Source organism: Pseudomonas sp. LBUM1657 (genome assembly GCF_059716075.1).
On record NZ_CP166799.1, the window covers coordinates 6,315,271 to 6,333,512 of the forward strand.

The 18,242-nt window shown below is 60.7% G+C and carries 14 protein-coding genes; 9 read left to right on the forward strand and 5 right to left on the reverse strand.

Annotated elements, in window-relative coordinates; all coding sequences use genetic code 11:
• Window positions 1–8 precede the first annotated feature (8 nt).
• The 6 genes from ACA055_RS29215 to ACA055_RS29240 are packed head-to-tail and all read left to right on the forward strand — an operon-like array spanning window position 9 to window position 6,209.
• Window positions 9–731, forward strand: coding sequence for an ABC transporter ATP-binding protein (locus ACA055_RS29215; protein WP_497681683.1), 723 nt, complete (start codon window positions 9–11; stop codon window positions 729–731).
• On the forward strand, window positions 715–1,938 hold the full coding sequence (locus ACA055_RS29220; RefSeq protein WP_497681684.1) for an ABC transporter permease: 1,224 nt from the start codon (window positions 715–717) through the stop codon (window positions 1,936–1,938). The genes ACA055_RS29215 and ACA055_RS29220 overlap by 17 nt, the downstream gene beginning before the upstream one ends.
• Window positions 1,928–3,472 (forward strand): SUMF1/EgtB/PvdO family nonheme iron enzyme, encoded by a 1,545-nt coding sequence (locus ACA055_RS29225; protein WP_497681685.1) that lies wholly within the window; start codon window positions 1,928–1,930, stop codon window positions 3,470–3,472. The genes ACA055_RS29220 and ACA055_RS29225 overlap by 11 nt, the downstream gene beginning before the upstream one ends.
• A gap of 33 nt (window positions 3,473–3,505) precedes the next feature.
• Entirely contained in the window at window positions 3,506–4,237 is a 732-nt protein-coding gene (locus tag ACA055_RS29230) for a hypothetical protein (RefSeq protein ID WP_497681686.1), read from the forward strand.
• 4 nt (window positions 4,238–4,241) lie between these two features.
• Entirely contained in the window at window positions 4,242–4,748 is a 507-nt protein-coding gene (locus ACA055_RS29235; protein WP_497681687.1) for a hypothetical protein, read from the forward strand.
• A gap of 57 nt (window positions 4,749–4,805) precedes the next feature.
• On the forward strand, window positions 4,806–6,209 hold the full coding sequence (locus ACA055_RS29240) for a vWA domain-containing protein (protein ID WP_497681688.1): 1,404 nt from the start codon (window positions 4,806–4,808) through the stop codon (window positions 6,207–6,209).
• A 125-nt stretch (window positions 6,210–6,334) separates the two neighbouring features.
• Here the strand turns inward: ACA055_RS29240 and ACA055_RS29245 are convergent, their stop codons facing one another.
• Window positions 6,335–8,311, reverse strand: a complete 1,977-nt coding sequence (locus tag ACA055_RS29245) for a methyl-accepting chemotaxis protein (RefSeq protein WP_497681689.1) — start codon at window positions 8,309–8,311, stop codon at window positions 6,335–6,337.
• Window positions 8,312–8,497: 186 nt separating this feature from the next.
• On the reverse strand, window positions 8,498–9,418 hold the full coding sequence (locus ACA055_RS29250; protein ID WP_497681690.1) for a LysR substrate-binding domain-containing protein: 921 nt from the start codon (window positions 9,416–9,418) through the stop codon (window positions 8,498–8,500).
• A 158-nt stretch (window positions 9,419–9,576) separates the two neighbouring features.
• Between ACA055_RS29250 and ACA055_RS29255 the strand changes: the two genes are divergently transcribed.
• Window positions 9,577–10,974: a NorM family multidrug efflux MATE transporter gene (locus ACA055_RS29255; RefSeq protein WP_497681691.1), complete on the forward strand. Its 1,398-nt coding sequence runs from the start codon at window positions 9,577–9,579 to the stop codon at window positions 10,972–10,974.
• Window positions 10,975–11,081: 107 nt separating this feature from the next.
• Here the strand turns inward: ACA055_RS29255 and ACA055_RS29260 are convergent, their stop codons facing one another.
• Window positions 11,082–12,755 (reverse strand): putative bifunctional diguanylate cyclase/phosphodiesterase, encoded by a 1,674-nt coding sequence (locus ACA055_RS29260; RefSeq protein WP_497681692.1) that lies wholly within the window; start codon window positions 12,753–12,755, stop codon window positions 11,082–11,084.
• Between the two features lie 262 nt (window positions 12,756–13,017).
• Here ACA055_RS29260 and rep point away from each other — a divergent pair, with 262 nt between their 5' ends.
• Together rep and ACA055_RS29270 are read left to right on the forward strand one after the other, a co-directional pair.
• Window positions 13,018–15,027: a DNA helicase Rep gene (gene rep, locus ACA055_RS29265; RefSeq protein WP_497681693.1), complete on the forward strand. Its 2,010-nt coding sequence runs from the start codon at window positions 13,018–13,020 to the stop codon at window positions 15,025–15,027.
• 56 nt (window positions 15,028–15,083) lie between these two features.
• Window positions 15,084–15,656, forward strand: a complete 573-nt coding sequence (locus tag ACA055_RS29270; protein WP_083349906.1) for a xanthine phosphoribosyltransferase — start codon at window positions 15,084–15,086, stop codon at window positions 15,654–15,656.
• 67 nt (window positions 15,657–15,723) lie between these two features.
• On the opposite strand, the gene ACA055_RS29275 is transcribed toward ACA055_RS29270, so the two are convergent.
• Window positions 15,724–17,646, reverse strand: coding sequence for an acetyl-CoA hydrolase/transferase C-terminal domain-containing protein (locus tag ACA055_RS29275; RefSeq protein WP_497681694.1), 1,923 nt, complete (start codon window positions 17,644–17,646; stop codon window positions 15,724–15,726).
• A 135-nt stretch (window positions 17,647–17,781) separates the two neighbouring features.
• Entirely contained in the window at window positions 17,782–18,204 is a 423-nt protein-coding gene (locus ACA055_RS29280) for a c-type cytochrome (RefSeq protein ID WP_497681695.1), read from the reverse strand.
• Between the last annotated feature and the right edge of the window lie 38 nt (window positions 18,205–18,242).

Sequence of the window (18,242 nt, forward strand, 5' to 3'; positions counted from 1 at the left end):
AGACGGTCATGCTCGATATCAAGAACCTGCTGGTGCGCCGTGGTGAAGGCGCGCTGGCCCATCACGTGCGCCTACCGGACTTGCAGCTCGGTGCCGGGGAAATCCTCGCCATTACCGGCGAGAGTGGCAGCGGCAAAAGTACGCTCCTCGAAGCCATCGGCCTGTTGCTGGCGCCGCTGGAACTGGAGCGCTTTCGCCTGGGCACGCCACAGGCCGGGACGCAGACGGCACAGGTTCAAGACATCGGCCAATTGCTCGCCAACGACAATCAGCCAGCCCTGGCGGCGGTACGGTCGCGACACTTGGGGTTCATTCTGCAAAGTGGCGGGTTGCTGCCGTTTCTGAGTGTGCGTGACAACATCAGCCTGCCCCGCCGCTTGCTCGGTATGCCTATCAAGAGCACGCACATCGATCACGCGGTTGACGTGTTGCGCCTGCAAGGTTTGCTGGATAAACAACCTCAAGCCTTGTCGATCGGCGAACGCCAGCGCGTCGCCTGCGTGCGGGCGATTGCTCACGAGCCGCTGCTGCTGTTGGCCGACGAGCCGACCGCCGCGCTCGATCCCCACAGCGCCCGGCGCTTGTTTGAGTTGTTGCTGAGTCTGGTGTCGGGCATGGGACTCAGCGCCTTGGTGGTGTCCCATGACTGGGCCTTGCTGAAGGATTTCGGCCTGCCGCGACTCGGTGCTGTCAGTCGTCAGGGAGAAACACTCTTTGAACCGATGGATTGATCGTTTTCGCCTGCTGGGCACACTGGCGCTGCAAGACCTCTGGCACGACCGCAAGGTGTCGTTGTGCATCGCCGCGTCGCTGGTAGCGGTGATCGCGCCGTTGTTGCTGCTGTTCGGCCTCAAGCATGGGGTGGTCAGTCAGTTGCAGGATGAACTGCTGCGCGACCCGCGCAACCTTGAAGTGAAGATGCTCAGCAACGGCAATTACGACAGCAACTGGATCGAAGGCCTGCGCCAGCGCCCGGAGACCGCTTTCGCCCTCGGCCAGACCCGCTCGCTCAACACCCAGGCCGACCTGCTGATCGGCATGCAACGATTTGTCGAAGGCGCGGAAATCATCGCCACCGAACCCGGCGATCCGCAACTGAACCTGCCGCAACTCAACCCCATCGGCAACCAGGTGATCCTCAGCGCCCGCGCCGCGCAACGCTTGCAGGCCAAGGTCGGCGACAGCGTGCAAATGCGCGTCCTGCGGCGCCTGGAAGGGCAAAACGAACGCGGCGAAATAACCCTCACCGTGCTGGCGGTGCTCGACGGTGCCCGCTTCGGCCGCGCTGCCGGGTTTGTCGCCCCGCCACTGCTGCTGAACCTGGAACGCTTTCGCGATGGCTATCAAGTCAGCGCGTTCGGGGTCGATACCGGTAAGCCGCTGGGCGATTTGCAACCGCTGTATGCCCGCGCTCGGGTCTATGCGCGGGACATCGATCAAGTCGCGCCACTGGAGCGCTGGCTAAACGAACAACACATCGAAACCTCGAGCCGACTGGCCGATATCGACAACGTCAAAGCCATCAACCATGTGTTGGGGCTGATCTTCGGGGTTATCGCCCTGGCCGCATTGATCGGCTGCGTGGCGTCGATGGTCGGCGCGTTCCTGGCCAACATCGACCGCAAGCGCAAAAGCCTTGCGGTGCTGCGTCTGCTGGGCTTCAAGCGCACGGCGGTGGGCGGTTTCGTGGTGCTGCAAGCGCTGTTGCTGAGCCTGGCCGGTTACCTCGGCGGGCTGGGTTTTTATGCTGTCGGCAGCCATCTGTTCGACCGCTTGCTCGGCAGCAGCCAGGCCACCGGCACTTTTGTTTGCCACATCACTATCTGGCACGGGCTCGCCGCCCTGCTCCTGACCTTTCTGGTCGCTGCATTGGTGGCCGTGATCGGCGCGGTGCGAGCCATCAGCATCCAACCTGCGGAGAGTCTGCGTGAGCTATAAACGTTTCGGCTTGCTGTTGCCCCTGAGCCTGGGCTACCTGCTGGACGCCTCGGCTGCGGGCTGGGAAGAGAAGTATTACAACCCGATGCCCGACGCCAGCGATGTCGCGCTGCCGATGCCCTGCGAAGGCTCGATGGTGTTTCGCAAGGTGTTCATTCCGGTCGCAGGGCCGCTGGATGACTACCCGATCAACATCGGTCAGGACGGCGCGGAATACGGTTACGTCGAACAGACCCGGCCAACCTTTATCGCCGGCAGTTTTACCGGGGCCAAGAGTGACAAATCCCGCTACTACTTGATGGCCAAGTACGAGATGAGTCAGTTGCAGTACGCCGCGCTGAACGACGAAACCTGCCCCACCGCCGCCACCAAGATGCGCCTGCCGCAAGTGGCCGTGAGCTGGGTGCAAGCCGTCGAAGCGGCGGACAAGTACAACCTGTGGCTGCGCAAGAACGCTGCCAACAAGCTGCCGAAAGAAGACGGCGCGCTGGGCTTCCTGCGCCTGCCGACTGAAGTCGAATGGGAGTTTGCTGCTCGCGGCGGCCTGGAAGTCGGTGCCGCAGAGTTCCGCGACACTCGCTACCCGATGCTCGACGGCATCAACGCCTACGAATGGTTCGCCGGCGCGCAATCGTCCAACGGCAAGCTGCAATTGTCCGGCCTGCAAAAACCCAATCCGCTGGGCTTACACGACATGCTGGGCAACGTCGACGAGATCATGTTCGAACCGTTTCGCCTGAACAAACTCGACCGACAGCACGGCCAGGCCGGGGGCTACGTGGTCCGGGGTGGCAATTATCTGACCGCCCAGGCCGACCTGCGCACCGCGCTGCGCAAGGAAGAGCCGTACTACAACGCCGAAGGCCAGGTGAAAAACAAAACCAGCGGTCTGCGCCTGGTACTGGTGTCGCCGACCCTGACTTCCCGCGAACGCGTGGCCAGCATTGAAAGCAGCTGGAAGAAACTCGGCACCGGCAGCAAGGAAACCGAATCGGCCGACAAAGGCACGGTGCAATCCCTGAACAACCTGGCCTCGGGCGTCGAAGACAAAGCCCTCAAGGAAAAACTCCAGGCCCTGGAAAACCAGTTGCGCGCCAGTAACCAGCAGCAGGAAGAAACCCGCGACCAGGCGATTCGCGCCAGCCTCAACCTGGGTGCGTTCCTTTGCACCAAGATGCTCGATGACGGCCAGTACGTGGATTTCCTGCAGAAAAACTACAAGCTCAACTGCGAGTCGGCGGATAAAGACGCCAGCTGCGACATGCGCAAAGGCAAGCTCGACGAGCAGAAGGATCGCCTGCACAAACTCAGCCGTTATTACGCCAGCAGCCTGGTGGAATCGGCGACGCTGTACGGCCAGCCACTGCTTGAAACACAGGTCCCGGTGATGGAAGAAATCATCACCCGCAACAAACAGCTGCAAGAACTCAAACCCTATTTACGCACCCACTGGGCGAATCAGAAGGCCTTCCTGCAAAAGCAGAAGATCGACACTGAGGCCTGGCTGACCAGCTGCAAAACCGTCACTCAATAACAACGCCCAACACCGTCATCAAGGAGTCTCACCATGTCGCGCAGCCTTTGGACTCGCTTCAAGCTACAGATCGCTTTAGTCCTTACCGGCAGCCTGTTGCTGACCGGTTGCGCCAACACCGGCAGCTCGATGCTCGGTGGCAGCGAGGGTGCCGACCCGCGCCTGACCCAGGGCAATGACGCGCAATTCTTCAGCAAGTCCGGTTACCAGGCCTGTGCTGTCGGCGCCGGTGTCGGCATCCTCGGTTGCGCGCTGTCCAACAGCAGCAACAAGGCCGTCTGCGCCATCGCCGCCGGTATTACCGCGTGTGGCGTGGCCATGGGTGCGAACTACTATCTGGATCAGCGCCGCACCGAATACGCCGACACCACCACCCGCTTGCAGAAGATGAACAGCGATGTCGAGCAAGACACGCAGAACGTCATCACCCGTACCGCGACCGCTCAACAAGTGATCAAGGATGACCAGGCGCGCATCGCCCAGATCAAGAAAGACATGACCAGCAAGAAGCTCGACAAGGCCAAGGCCCAGACGGAAATCGCCGAGATCGACCAGAACATCGCGCGCCTGCGCAAAGACCTGGGCAACATGCGCACCAAAGTCACCGAGTACACCAAGGTGGCGGATGCCGAGCGTCAGCAAGGCACCAGCGCCGAGATGAAGCAGGTGGACGTGAGCATTCTGAAAATGAACGAGAAAGTCGCCGCCCTGCAGAAGGAAGTCGACGGTCTGTACAACCAGCGTTCCGCGATCACCCTGGGCTAAGCACATGACTCTACGACAGCTGGCGGTCCTGACCGCCGTCCTGGCCCTGAGCGGTTGCGCGACGAAGCCGGGCGAATGCGACGCGACCAATCGCGACAGCAGCATGCTGACCAAGATGAACTGCGACTACTCCGGTGGTTACAGCGATCAGGTCAAACAGAAGGAACTGGCCCTGACCGCGTCCCGTCAGGAAAACGCGATGTTCCGTCAGGTGTACGAGAACATTCAGGCCCAGCAGCTCAGCACCAAAACCGACCTGGCCAGCCAGCAGAAATCCCAGGCGGCGCTGAACCAGTCCCTGAGTCAGTTGCTGACTTCGCTCAAGGCTCGACATGGCAACGAGAGTCAGGTGCAAAAGCAGATCGCCGGGCTTGAGCAGCAGCTCAAGGCTTCGCAGGCAACGCCGGTGACCAAGGCCTCGCCCGCCGCGCTGGCAGCCAAGCAGGAACAACTGAAGGCGTTGCAGAAGAAAGTTAATCAGCTGCAATTCAGCCTCGGTTACGAGGAGTAACTTTTCACCCCGCAGGCATCCCGATGGAGGCCTGCACCCTTTTCAGGAATCGTCGTCATGCAGCGGGTTATCAGGGATGCGCAAGCCACACCGGAGGGAATGAGTGCGCTGCAAGCCAAAGTCGCCCTCATCCAGAAACACTTTCCGCCGACCGTCGCCAGCCTGTTTGCCATCCCCCGGATGGGCAGCGGCGAGGTATTGGAGTGGTGGACCGAACTGGGTGGCCAACCCACGCCCTATGCCGACCTCAACGAGGACGCTCAACGGCGATTGCTGGAAACCTATGAAGTGCGTCAGACGTCCCTCGGACAGTTGGCGGACGAACTGCAAAAACGCGGTCAACCCACCGTAGCGGATGACCTGCGCAGCCTGCTTGGCAGCCCCGAGCTGGACAAACTCTACAGCCTCAACGGTGAGCCGCTGGTGGTGCGCTGGAACCAGCGTCCGCCCAAACCGATCGTGCCGCCGGTTGTTCCGATGGTGCCAGTCGTGCCGCCGTCGCGCCGAGGATGGTGGATTGCGGCGGCATTGCTTGCGCTGCTGTTGCTGCTTCTGGCGCTCTGGGCTTACTGGTGGTTCATGCACCGCGAAAAAATCGTCCCGGTCGAACCAGTGGCGCCCGTGGTGACGCCGATTGAGAAACCGGTTGAGCCGGTGCCCGAGCCTGTCGTGGAACCCGTTCCGGAACCGGTACCAGCGCCAGAACCGGTGCCGGAACCCAAGCCCGTGCCGCCGCCAAAACCCGTGGTGGTCGCCCCGCCACCGCCACCGCCGCCGCCGACGCTGGATAACTTCGCCTGCCGCAAAAAAGCGCCAGACGCCGTCATCCCTCAATTCGTCGTGGTGCTCGATACCTCGGGCTCGATGGAACTGAACATAAAGTCAGTGAAAGCCGACGAGGACTGGTTCTTTGGCAACGAACTCAACAAGTACCTGGACATCAACCGCACGCAGCAGATCTTCGCCAAACCCAGCCGCATGGACGTCGCCCAGGACTCGCTGGCCGGCATGATCAATGGGCTTGATCCGAAGATCGACACGCGCCTGATCACCTTCGCCGGCTGCAACAGCACGCCTGACCAGGGCGTGTTCAAGTTTGGTGACCGCCAACGGTTGATCAACGGGATTCGTGGCCTCGTTCCCAACGACGGCACACCACTGGCCGACAGCTTGGCCAAAGCGGCGAGCACGGTCGATGGGCGCAACAACGATGCGGTCATCGTGATGTTTGTCGATGGTGAGGACGGTTGTCAGAAGGACGTCTGCGCCGTCTCCCGCCAAATCGCCAGGGAGCAACCGCGACTGCGGGTCAACGTGGTGAACATCGGTGCCGGCGGACCTTCGCGTTGCATCGCTGAAAACACCGGTGGCCGGGTTTATGCCAGCAGCAACGCGGCAGAATTGGGCAAACAGCTGAAACTGGCGAGCAAGGAAGTGTCGAGCAACGCCAAGTGCAACTAGTCACTCGGCTTGAATGTTGAGGTGAGCCCTTCGCGAGCAAGCCCGCTCCCACATTGGATCTCTGGTGTTCACCGTAGATCGAGTGTGGGAGTGGGCTTGCTCGCGAATGCTATTTCAAAGGTACCTCAACGAAACCGGTCAACCTCATGCCGCAAGTCCGCCGCCAGCTTCTCCAGCTCTTTGGCGGTAACGGCCAGGTTCGACACCACTTCGCGCTGCTCACTGTTCGCCAAGGCGATGCTTTGCAGGTTACTGCTGAGCAACGTCGCCGTGCTGCTCTGCTCCTGGGTAGCCGTAGTAATCGCCGCGAACTGCTGACCCGCAGAACGGCTCTGCTCATCGATCCGCGCCAGTGCCGTGGCCACGTTGGCGTTACGCGACAGGCCTTCCTGCATCAACAGGTTGCCCTGCTCCATGGTGCTTATGGCGTTGCCGGTTTCCTGCTGGATGCTTTGAATCATCCCGGAAATTTCGTCAGTCGCTTCCCGGGTGCGTGAAGCCAGGTTGCGCACCTCATCGGCCACCACCGCAAAACCACGTCCTTGCTCACCGGCACGGGCGGCTTCGATGGCGGCGTTGAGCGCCAGCAGGTTGGTTTGATCGGCGATCGAAGTAATCACCCCGACAATGCCGCCGATTTCCTGGGAGCGCTGACCCAAGGTGTTGATCACCGTCGCGGTGCTGTTCAGCGCGCCAGCAATTTGTTCCAGGGACGAGGACGCTTCGTCCATCGACGTACGACCGATCTGGGTTTGCTGTGCGTTTTCCTGCGCCAGACGCTGAGTGCTGCCCATGTTGTCGGCAATGTTCAGGGACGTGGCGCTGAACTCTTCCACGGCGCCGGCCATGCTGGTGATTTCTCCGGACTGCTGTTCCATTCCTTCATAGGCGCCACCGGATAGACCGGACAACGCCTGGGCACGGCTGTTGACCTCTACCGAGGCCTTGCGGATGTGCTCGACCATGGTCGACAAGGCTTGGCTCATCTGGTTGAAGGCGCGGGCCAACTGACCGATTTCGTCGTTGCTCGACACGCTCAGGCGCACGCTCAAATCACCGGCGCCCAAGGCTTCGGCCTGACGCACCAGATCACCCAGCGGCGCCAGTTTGCTGCGCAGCAACCAGACCGCCGCCCCTACAGCGATCAACATCGCCAACAAGCTGCCAATCGCCAATTGAATGCCGACGCTCCAGGTCACGGCGCGGATCTCGGATTTCGGCATGCTCGCGACCACCGACCACGGACCGCCTTCAAACGGCACGGCGATGCTGTAGAAATCTTCGGCCTTGTCGCTCCAGAACTCGCCTTTGCCCGGCGTTTTGGCCAGAGCAACGATGGCCGGCGTCGCTTGATCCAGCGCTTGCACACCCGCGATGGGCACCAGCCATTTGTTCTGTTCATCAAGCAGCGCCAGGGAACCGGTCTGGCCGATGCGGAAGCGCTTGAGGTTGGCAAACTGAGCGTTCTGCGCGTCGGTGTAATCGAATCCTACATACAGGACGGCAATGACCTTACCGCTGCTGTCGCGTACGGGGGTGTATTGCGACATGTAGAGGCGTTCGAAAAGCAAGGCTCGACCCACGTAGCTCTGCCCCGCCATCAAACGCGCGTAAGCCGGGTTCGCGTGATCGAGCAAAGTGCCGATGGCACGGTTGCCGTCTTGTTTGCTGACATTCGTGCTGACCCGAATAAAATCTTCGCCGCTGCGCACAAACACCGTGGCGACACCCGCCGTCATTTGCTTGAACTCGTCGACTTCCTTGAAGTTGTTGTTCAACACTTCGTCGCCCAGATGCAGGCCCGGCGTCTGGGTGCCCGCCACCGTCACCGGTTGGTCCGGATGCACGCTCAGCCCCGCGCTGAAGCGCTTCTCGAACAGGCCGGCCAGGCGCTGGGTGCTTTCACGCAAGGTGCTGTGAAAAGTACTCAACTGATCGGCCAGCAACCGGGCCTCACTGGCCAGGTGCTCTTCGCGGGTAGCGAGGTTGGCAGTGTCCAGCGAACGCAAGGCGAACACGGTACTGCCGCTGATGACTATCGCCAGTATCACGGCAAGCGCAAGACCAAGCTGTGAGGCGATCCGGGCACGAGGTTGAGACATGACAGCTCCTGGCCCAGTGACCGGATCATTCCTGATCACGAGGCGCACTCGGCAAAATTTCTAATAATGGGAAAAACGTCGAACCTGCACGAAGGTTCTACATGCAGATTTTCGGCGGCAAACCGGGATACTTGAGTCATTCGCCGGGATATAGCTTAAAGCCATCATTGCGATGGCTCTATCGATTCAGCTCAAACGCTCGACATCCGGCAATTCCATGGCCCGGACTTCGCCCTGTAGGAAGTCGCTGAGACGGCGCAAACGTTCACCTCCAGGACGCGTTTTCGGCCAGACGAGGTAATAATTCTCACCGCTGGCGACGGCGGTCGGCCACGGCAAACTCAGACGCCCCTGAGCCACATCCTCGGCCACCATCAGCAAATCCCCCATGGACACGCCGTAACCACGGGCAGCGGCGATCATGCCCAACTCCAGCGTATCGAACACCTGCCCGCCTTTAAGCGACACCTGATCTGCCAGCCCCATGCGCTCCAACCAATTGCGCCAGTCGCGACGATCCGGGGTCGGGTGCAGCAGTTCGGCACTGACCAGACGGGCGACGTCCCACGGTTGATCCTTCAGAAGATTCGGCGCACCCACAGGAATCAGCTCTTCCGGGAACAGCAAACTCGACTCCCAGTCCGGGGGAAAACGCCCATTGCTGAGGATGACGGCGCAGTCGAACGGTTCATGGTTGAAGTCCACTGAGTCGACGTCCATCCAGGCGCTGGTCAATTGCACCTCATTGCCCGGTTGCAGGTGCCGAAAACGGCTGAGTCGCGCCAGCAGCCAGCGCATGGTCAGGGTGGACGGTGCCTTCATCCGCAGGATGTCATCTTCGGCGCGCAAGGTATTGCAGGCCCGTTCCAGTGCGGTGAAGCCTTCGCGAATGCCGGGCAGGATCAGCCGCGCCGACTCGGTCAGTTGCAGATTGCGCCCGCTGCGGTGAAACAGCCGACAGGCGAAATGCTCTTCGAGCGTACGAATATGCCGGCTGACCGCACTTTGCGTGATCGACAACTCTTCGGCGGCGCGGGTAAACGAGCTATGCCGCGCCGCCGCTTCGAATGCGCGCAGGGCATACAAGGGAGGAAGACGACGAGACATGAGGAAAGCTCCTATAGCGCAATTTCGTCAACTTATCAGAAACTCCACAGCATGAGTTTTAATCATGCCACCCATCCTTTTTATCCCTTTGTGCAAACCCCGCAGAGCGCCGAGAATCGACGCTCTTGTGTTCTCTTTGATAATCGAGCGTGATGACCATGCAGCATCCAGCGCGTATTGAACTCTGGGCCATCCTGCGGCTGGCGGGGCCGTTGATTGCCTCGCAGTTGGCGCACATGCTGATGGTCCTCACCGACACCTTGATGATGGCGCGCCTGAGTCCCGAGGCATTGGCCGGCGGCGGTCTGGGTGCCGCGACGTATTCGTTCGTGTCCATTTTCTGCATTGGCGTCATCGCCGCGGTCGGCACGTTGGTGGCGATCCGTCAGGGCGCCGGCGACATTGTCGGTGCCGCACGACTGACCCAGGCCGGATTGTGGCTGGCGTGGCTGATGGCGCTGGTGGCGGGCCTGCTGCTGTGGAACCTCAAACCGGTTTTGCTGCTGTTCGGCCAGACCGAAACCAACGTCCAGGCCGCCGGGCAGTTTCTGCTGATATTGCCCTTCGCCCTGCCCGGCTACCTGAGCTTCATGGCCCTGCGCGGTTTCACCAGCGCCATCGGCCGGGCGACGCCGGTGATGGTCATCAGCCTCGGCGGCACCGTGGCCAACTTCCTGCTCAACTACGCGTTGATTACCGGCATGTTCGGCCTGCCGAAAATGGGCCTGGTGGGCATCGGCCTGGTCACGGCGATCGTGGCCAACCTCATGGCACTGGCGCTCGCGCTGCACATCAAGCGGCATTCGGCCTACGACGCTTATCCACTGCGCCAGGGGCTGTCGCGGCCCAATCGCCAATACCTGAAAGAACTGTGGCGCCTGGGCCTGCCGATTGGCGGCACCTACGCGGTGGAAGTCGGGTTGTTTGCGTTCGCGGCGCTGTGCATGGGCACCATGGGCAGTACGCAACTGGCGGCGCACCAGATCGCCCTGCAGATCGTCTCGGTGGCATTCATGATTCCGGCGGGGCTGTCCTATGCGATCACCATGCGCATCGGTCAGCACTACGGCGCAGGGCAATTGTTGGATGCACGACTGGCCGGGCGGGTCGGAATCGCGTTCGGCGCGGCGGCGATGCTCGGCTTCGCCATGGTCTTCTGGTTCTTGCCGAATCAGTTGATCGGCCTGTTCCTGGACCACAACGACCCGGCGTTTCGCGAAGTCATCAACCTCGCTGTAAGCCTGCTGGCGGTGGCGGCGTGGTTTGAGCTGTTCGACGGTACGCAAACCATCGCCATGGGCTGCATTCGCGGGCTCAAGGATGCCAAGACCACCTTCCTCGTGGGCCTGGGTTGCTACTGGCTGATTGGTGCACCGGCCGCCTGGTGGATGGCCTTCCATTTGAACTGGGGGCCAACGGGCGTCTGGTGGGGATTGGCGCTGGGGTTGGCGTGCGCGGCGGTGAGCCTGACGCTGGCGTTTGAATGGAAGATGAAGCGGATGATTCGACGGGAGCCGTCCCCAGATCAGGGCTTCGGGAGCGTCCAGACCGAATGAGATCCCTGTGGGAGCGGGCTTGCTCGCGAAGGGGCCGTGTCAGTCAACATCTACTCTGACAGTCACACCGCTTTCGCGAGCAAGCCCGCTCCCACATTTGGTTGTGGTTAACTCACCACTTCCAGTGCCGGCTGCTGGCTGCTGCCAAACGTCAGATACTCAATCAACCCCGCCAACGGCAACGGCTTGCTGATCAGATACCCCTGCACCTGGTCGCAACCAAACCCGCGCAACAAATCCAGCTGCTCCGGCGTTTCCACGCCTTCGGCGACGACTTCAAGGTTGAGGTTGTGCGCGAGGTTGATCATCGCGTGCACCAGTTTGCGATTCTCTTCCCGCTCCTCCATACCGCCGACGAAACTCTTGTCGACCTTCAACAAGGCAATCGGCAGGCTGTTGAGGTGCACGAACGAAGAGAACCCGGTGCCGAAATCGTCCAGGGAAAAGCGCACGCCCAGGCGCCCGAGGGCATCCATGGTTTGCTTGACCAGATCGCTGCGGCGCATGACCGCGGTTTCGGTGAGTTCAAATTCCAGCCATTGCGCCTCGACGCCGCGCTCGGCAATCAGCCGGCTCAAGGTCGACAGCAACTGGCTGTCCTGAAACTGACGGAACGACAGGTTGATCGCCATGTGCAACGCAGGCAAACCCCGTTCGCGCAGCGCTTGCATGTCCCGCAAGGCGCGGGAAATGACCCAGTAACCCAGCGGCACGATCAGACCGCTCTGCTCGGCCAGCGGCACGAATTCACTCGGTGGCAGCAAGCCGCGCTCGGCGTGGCGCCAGCGCACCAGGGCTTCGAGGCCGACGATCTGGCCGTCCGCAAGGTTCAGGCGGGGCTGGTAATGCAGTTCCAGCTCATCGCGGCGCAAGGCCCGGCGCAGCTCGCTTTCGAGGTCGGCCATGCTGCGAGCGTTGCGGTTGATACGCTCGTTGAAGATGTGAAAGGTGCAGCCCTGGGTGCTCTTGGCCTGCTGCATGGCGATGTGTGCGTGCCACATCAGCGGGTCGGCGCCGGCTTGAGCCCGAGCATGCGCAATGCCCAGGCTGGAACCGATCAACAGGCTTTCGCCGTCGACCCAATAGGGTTCGGCCAGGGCTTCAGTAATGCGTTCGGCCATCCACTCGGCACGCTGGGGAGCGCGGCGGGTGTCGATCAGCAGGGCGAACTCGTCGCTGCCGAGCCGCGCCAGTTGATCGCCGGCCTCCAGCTGGTTTTTCAGCCGTGCGACCACTTGCAGGATCAACCGGTCGCCGGCCTGATGGCCCAGGGCGTCGTTGGCGTGACGGAAATTGTCGAGATCGAGGTGACCGAGGGCCAGGCCGCGACCGTCGTTGTCCGCCAGTCGTGCCGCCAGCAAGGTCTGGAAACCCTGGCGGTTGGCGATGCCGGTCAACGGGTCTTGCTCGGCCAGGCGTTGCAGGGTGTTCTCCAGCAGGCCGCGCTCACGCACGTGGCGCAGGCAACGGCGCAACATGCCGGGGTCGAGATGATCGCGCACCAGCCAGTCGCTCACACCATCGGGTGGTGACGGCGGTTCATGCTCGAGCAGCAACACCGTCGGCAGGTTGCAACGGCCAGGCAAAGGCTGGAGAGCCGGGATCGTCAATAACACCGCGCTGCGGTTGTCATCGAACAGACTGCTGACCGACTCCCAGCTTGGCGCGCTGATCAGCACGGCCGAGCTCCCCATCGGAGCCAGACACTCGCGCAACAACGCTGTCCACGCTGGCTCTTCGGCCAGTAGCAGCAAACGCAAGGGTTCGACAGGCGTAGACAAGCTAGCTCCCTAGACTCTGCAATGATGTAGGCGGCGGGCATTATGCCGCGACGATAACCAATGACCAAATGACATCGGTTATCAAACGCGCCTTTGCATCTGGATTACGAACATTAGACGCAAATTCATTGCGCATCCTGCGTGAAAGTAACAAAACCGGCAATTAGAGATCGCGTGTTGCGTCACAAGTCGGAGAGAGCAGCACAATTCGCTGAGCCTGTTAAAATGCCGGCCCATTTCGCAAACGACTCCCTGATTCCGTATGTCCCGACTCAATCCCCGGCAGCAAGAAGCCGTGAGCTACGTCGGCGGCCCTCTTTTGGTGCTCGCCGGCGCAGGCTCCGGCAAGACCAGCGTGATCACCCGCAAAATTGCGCATTTGATCCAGAGCTGTGGCATCCGCGCCCAGTACATCGTCGCCATGACCTTTACCAACAAGGCCGCGCGCGAGATGAAGGAACGGGTCGGCACCCTGCTCAAGGGCGGTGAAGGCCGGGGCCTGACAGTGTGCACCTTCCACAACCTGGGCCTGAACATAATCCGCAAGGAACATGTGCGGCTGGGCTACAAACCGGGCTTCTCGATCTTTGACGAGACTGACGTCAAAGCCTTGATGACCGACATCATGCAAAAGGAATACTCGGGCGACGACGGCGTCGACGAGATCAAGAACATGATCGGCTCGTGGAAAAACGACCTGATCCTGCCGCCCGAAGCCCTGGAAAACGCGCGCAATCCCAAGGAACAGACCGCCGCCATCGTCTACACCCACTATCAGCGCACGCTCAAGGCGTTCAACGCGGTGGATTTCGACGACCTGATCCTGCTGCCGGTAAAACTCTTCCAGGAACACGCCGACATCCTCGAAAAGTGGCAGAACAAAGTCCGCTACCTGCTGGTGGACGAATACCAGGACACCAACGCCAGCCAGTATTTGCTGGTGAAACTACTGATCGGCAAACGCAACCAGTTCACCGTGGTGGGCGACGACGACCAGTCGATCTACGCCTGGCGCGGCGCCCGTCCGGAAAACCTGATGCTGCTCAAGGACGACTATCCGTCCCTGAAAGTGGTGATGCTGGAGCAGAACTACCGCTCCACCAGCCGCATCCTGCGTTGCGCCAACGTGCTGATCTCGAACAATCCGCACGAATTCGAAAAGCAACTGTGGAGCGAGATGGGCCACGGCGACGAAATCCGCGTGATCCGCTGCCGCAACGAAGACGCCGAAGCCGAGCGCGTGGCCGTGGAGCTGCTGACCCTGCACCTGCGCACGGATCGGCCGTACAGCGATTTCGCGATTCTTTATCGCGGTAACTACCAGGCCAAGCTGATCGAGCTGAAGCTGCAACATCACCAGATTCCCTATCGCCTGTCCGGCGGCAACAGCTTTTTCGGACGTCAGGAAGTCAAAGACCTGATGGCCTACTTCCGTCTTATTGTGAACCCGGACGACGACAACGCCTTCCTGCGGGTAATCAACGTCCCACGCCGGGAAATCGGTTCGACCACACTGGAAAAGCTCGGCAACTACGCCACCGAACGCAAGATCTCGATGTATGCCGCCACCGACGAAATCGGCCTGGGTGAACATCTGGATACGCGGTTCACCGATCGCCTGTCGCGCTTCAAGCGCTTCATGGACAAGGTCCGCGAGCAGTGCGCCGGCGAAGACCCGATTTCGGCGCTGCGCAGCATGGTCATGGACATCGACTACGAGAACTGGCTGCGCACCAACAGCTCAAGCGACAAGGCTGCCGACTACCGCATGGGTAACGTCTGGTTCCTGATCGAGGCGCTGAAGAACACGCTCGAAAAAGACGAAGAAGGCGAGATGACCGTCGAAGACGCCATCGGCAAACTCGTGCTGCGCGACATGCTGGAACGTCAGCAGGAAGAGGAAGACGGCGCCGAAGGCGTGCAGATGATGACCTTGCACGCGTCCAAGGGCCTGGAATTCCCTTACGTGTTCATCATGGGCATGGAAGAGGAAATCCTCCCGCACCGCTCCAGCATCGAAGCCGACACCATCGAAGAAGAACGCCGCCTGGCCTACGTCGGAATTACCCGGGCGCGTCAGACGCTGGCCTTCACCTTCGCCGCCAAGCGTAAGCAATACGGCGAGATCATCGACTGCGCGCCAAGTCGCTTCCTCGACGAGCTGCCGCCGGACGACCTGGCCTGGGAAGGCAACGACGACACACCGGTCGAAGTCAAAGCCGTTCGCGGCAATACCGCATTGGCGGATATACGCGCGATGTTAAAGCGTTAGAATCGACTACTTTTTAACCAGCCTTAGACGCACAGGCGTCATTAGAGGAAAGCTTCATGGAAGCACTGCACAAGAAAATTCGCGAAGAAGGCATCGTGCTTTCCGACCAGGTCCTGAAAGTCGACGCCTTTCTGAACCACCAGATCGACCCGGCCCTGATGAAGCTGATCGGCGACGAATTCGCCACGCTGTTCAAGGATTCGGGCATCACCAAGATCGTCACCATCGAAGCCTCGGGCATAGCGCCTGCGATCATGACCGGCCTGAATCTTGGCGTGCCAGTGATTTTCGCCCGCAAGCATCAGTCCCTGACTTTGACCGAAAACCTGTTGTCGGCGACCGTTTATTCGTTCACCAAGCAGACCGAAAGCACCGTGGCGATCTCTCCGCGCCACCTGACCAGCAGCGACCGCGTGCTGATCATCGATGACTTCCTGGCCAACGGTAAGGCGTCGCAAGCGCTGATCTCGATCATCAAACAGGCCGGCGCGACCGTGGCCGGTTTGGGCATCGTGATCGAGAAGTCGTTCCAGGGCGGCCGTGCGGAACTGGATGCCCAGGGTTATCGCGTTGAATCCCTGGCGCGGGTGCAATCCCTGGCTGACGGTGTTGTGACCTTCATCGAATAACTCGCCACACCACAAAACCAATGTGGGAGCGGGCTTGCTCGCTCCCACAGTTGGTCTGCGTAAACAGTTATTGCGCGGTGGCTTTGAGGCCGGTGAGCAGCAACCGCTGAAACAAATCCTCTTTCAGCCCCTCCGGGTTAGTCAGCTGCATGCGCTCCAAATGTTCGGGAAACTCCGAAGCCTGCGGCGCATCCAGCGCTGCCTTGCCCAACTCCAGAATCTCGGTGAGCTTGAACTTGCTCTTCAACCAGTTCAGCGCTCGCAGCAGATCTCGCTCTTCAACGGTGAAATCGCAGCCCAGCGGATACTCCGGAAACAACTGCGGATGCCGCGCCTGAATCGCTTGCAAACGCTGCGGGCTGTTGTCAGTGAAGCGCGGATCGAGACGAAAACCCTTCGGCAATTTGCCAACGTTCTGCGCCTGTTCGATCAGCCCCGGTTGAAAGCGTGAGTCGCTGATGTTCAGCAACGCCTCGATCACCGCCGCATCGGTCTTGCCCCGCAGATCGGCGATGCCGTATTCGGTGACCACGATGTCTCGCAGGTGCCGCGGGATCGTGCAATGGCCGTACTCCCAGACAATGTTCGAACTGACTTCACCGCCCGATTCGCGCCAGCTGCGCAACAGCAGCACCGAACGTGCGCCTTGCAGCGCATGCCCCTGAACAACGAAGTTGTATTGCCCGCCAACGCCGCTCAGTACCCGCCCATCCTCCAACTGATCCGCCACGCCCGCGCCGAGCAACGTCATGGTGAACACGGTGTTGATGAAGCGCGCATCCAGGCGCTGCAGACGTTTGAGCTCTTCCTGACCGTAAAGCTCGTTGATATAGCTGATGCGGGTCATGTTGAATTCGAGGCGTTTGTCCTGGGGCAACTCGCGCAAGCGCTCATAGAAGCTGCGCGGCCCGAGGAAAAAGCCGCCGTGCACCGAAATGCCGTCAGGCTGCGCGGCTTCGTCCAGGGTGCCGGCATTCGCCTGTTGCTGGGTCGTAACATCGGGGTAGACCTTGCGGCGCACGATCCCGGCATCGGCCAGCACCAGCAAGCCGTTGACGAACATTTCGCTGCAACCGTAAAGACCCTTGGCGAACGGCTCGATGCCACCTTCACGATCAATCAGCTGCGCCCACTGGCTGAGATTCACATCCCTCAACAATGCCTTGTAACCGTCGTTGTCGGCCTGCCGCGCCAGCAACGCGGCGGTCAGCGCATCGCCCATGGCGCCGATACCAATCTGCAAGGTGCCGCCGTCGCGCACCAACGTGCTGGCGTGCAGCCCGATCAAGTGATCCTGGAAACCCACCGGCATGTTCGGCGTGGAAAACAGCGTGGTGCTGTCCTTCTCGTCGATCAGCAGGTCGAAGCTGTCGATGCCGATTTCCGCATCGCCGGGCATGTACGGCAAATCGTTGTGCACCTGGCCCACCAGCAGAATCGTCTCCCCCGCCGCCCGACGCTGGGCGATCATTGGAAACAGGTCGAGGGTGATGTCCGGATTGCAGCTCAGGCTCAGGCGATCAGGGTGTTCGCTGTGGCTGGCCACGAGCTGCGCCACCAGGTTCAAACCCGCGGCGTTGATGTCCCGGGCGGCGTGACTGTAGTTGCTGCTGACGTAATCCTGCTGGGCGGTTGCGCTGTTGAGCAGGCTGCCGGGCTGCATGAAAAATTGCTGAACGTGGATATTGGACGGCAGGCTGTCGCGCTGCAGGTCAGCGAGGAAATTCAGTTCCGGGTAATCGCCGAAAACACGCTCGATGAAGGGTTCGAGGAAACGCTTTTGCAGACCGTCACCTAAGGACGGGCGACCGAGACACAGCGCGGTGTAGATCGTCAGCTGCCGCTTGGGCAGTTGCGCAACGCGTTGATACAGCGCGTTGACGAAGTGGTTGGGTTTGCCCAGGCCGAGGGGCAGGCCCATGTGGATATGCGCCGGCAACCGTGCCAAGACATCATCGACCGCCTGCTCGATAGAACACAGCTGCACCATCTGATCCTCCCTTACATTCCGTGAATTGGGGTTGGACCGACCTTGCCGGGCCTTTGCTGCAAAGAATAGTCCCAAGGCCAAATCGCGGGCACAAAAAAGCCGCTCGCAAGCGGCTTTTTTGCTGAAGATGAAGACTTATTTCAAGCCGGACATCTTTTCGATGGCGCCCTTGAGATCGGCATCAGAGCAATCGGCGCAGGTGCCTTTTGGTGGCATCGCATTGATGCCGGAGATTGCTTTCGCCAGCAGTCCGTCAAGACCACCTTCTTTCTTGGAGCGTTCGCCCCAGGCTGCAGCATCACCGACTTTCGGCGCGCCCAGCAGGCCGGTACCGTGGCAAGCGTTACAATGTTTTGCAATCACTGAGTCAGGGGTTTTGGCATCACCGCCACCCACGGAAGCCGCGACTTCCATCCCCTTGCATTCTTTGCCCTGTACGCAAACCTGGCCGACTGGCTCAAGGCGTTTGGCAATATCGTCGGTCGCAGCTTGAGCGCTGACTGCCCAAAGGGCCAATACGGTTGCTGGTACGGCCAGCATTTTCATAATTAGGTTCACGCGTTCACCCTCAATGGTGGCTAGTCACGCCCACGGCC

Excerpts from the sequence above, each read along its gene's own strand:
- ACA055_RS29215 (WP_497681683.1), top strand. The coding sequence starts at position 9 with ATGCTCGATATCAAGAACCTGCTGGTGCGCCGTGGTGAAGGCGCGCTG.
- ACA055_RS29230 (WP_497681686.1), top strand. The coding sequence starts at position 3,506 with ATGTCGCGCAGCCTTTGGACTCGCTTCAAGCTACAGATCGCTTTAGTC.
- ACA055_RS29235 (WP_497681687.1), top strand. The coding sequence starts at position 4,242 with ATGACTCTACGACAGCTGGCGGTCCTGACCGCCGTCCTGGCCCTGAGC.
- ACA055_RS29240 (WP_497681688.1), top strand. The coding sequence starts at position 4,806 with ATGCAGCGGGTTATCAGGGATGCGCAAGCCACACCGGAGGGAATGAGT.
- ACA055_RS29245 (WP_497681689.1), bottom strand. The coding sequence starts at position 8,311 with ATGTCTCAACCTCGTGCCCGGATCGCCTCACAGCTTGGTCTTGCGCTT.
- ACA055_RS29250 (WP_497681690.1), bottom strand. The coding sequence starts at position 9,418 with ATGTCTCGTCGTCTTCCTCCCTTGTATGCCCTGCGCGCATTCGAAGCG.
- ACA055_RS29255 (WP_497681691.1), top strand. The coding sequence starts at position 9,577 with ATGCAGCATCCAGCGCGTATTGAACTCTGGGCCATCCTGCGGCTGGCG.
- rep (WP_497681693.1), top strand. The coding sequence starts at position 13,018 with ATGTCCCGACTCAATCCCCGGCAGCAAGAAGCCGTGAGCTACGTCGGC.
- ACA055_RS29270 (WP_083349906.1), top strand. The coding sequence starts at position 15,084 with ATGGAAGCACTGCACAAGAAAATTCGCGAAGAAGGCATCGTGCTTTCC.
- ACA055_RS29275 (WP_497681694.1), bottom strand. The coding sequence starts at position 17,646 with ATGGTGCAGCTGTGTTCTATCGAGCAGGCGGTCGATGATGTCTTGGCA.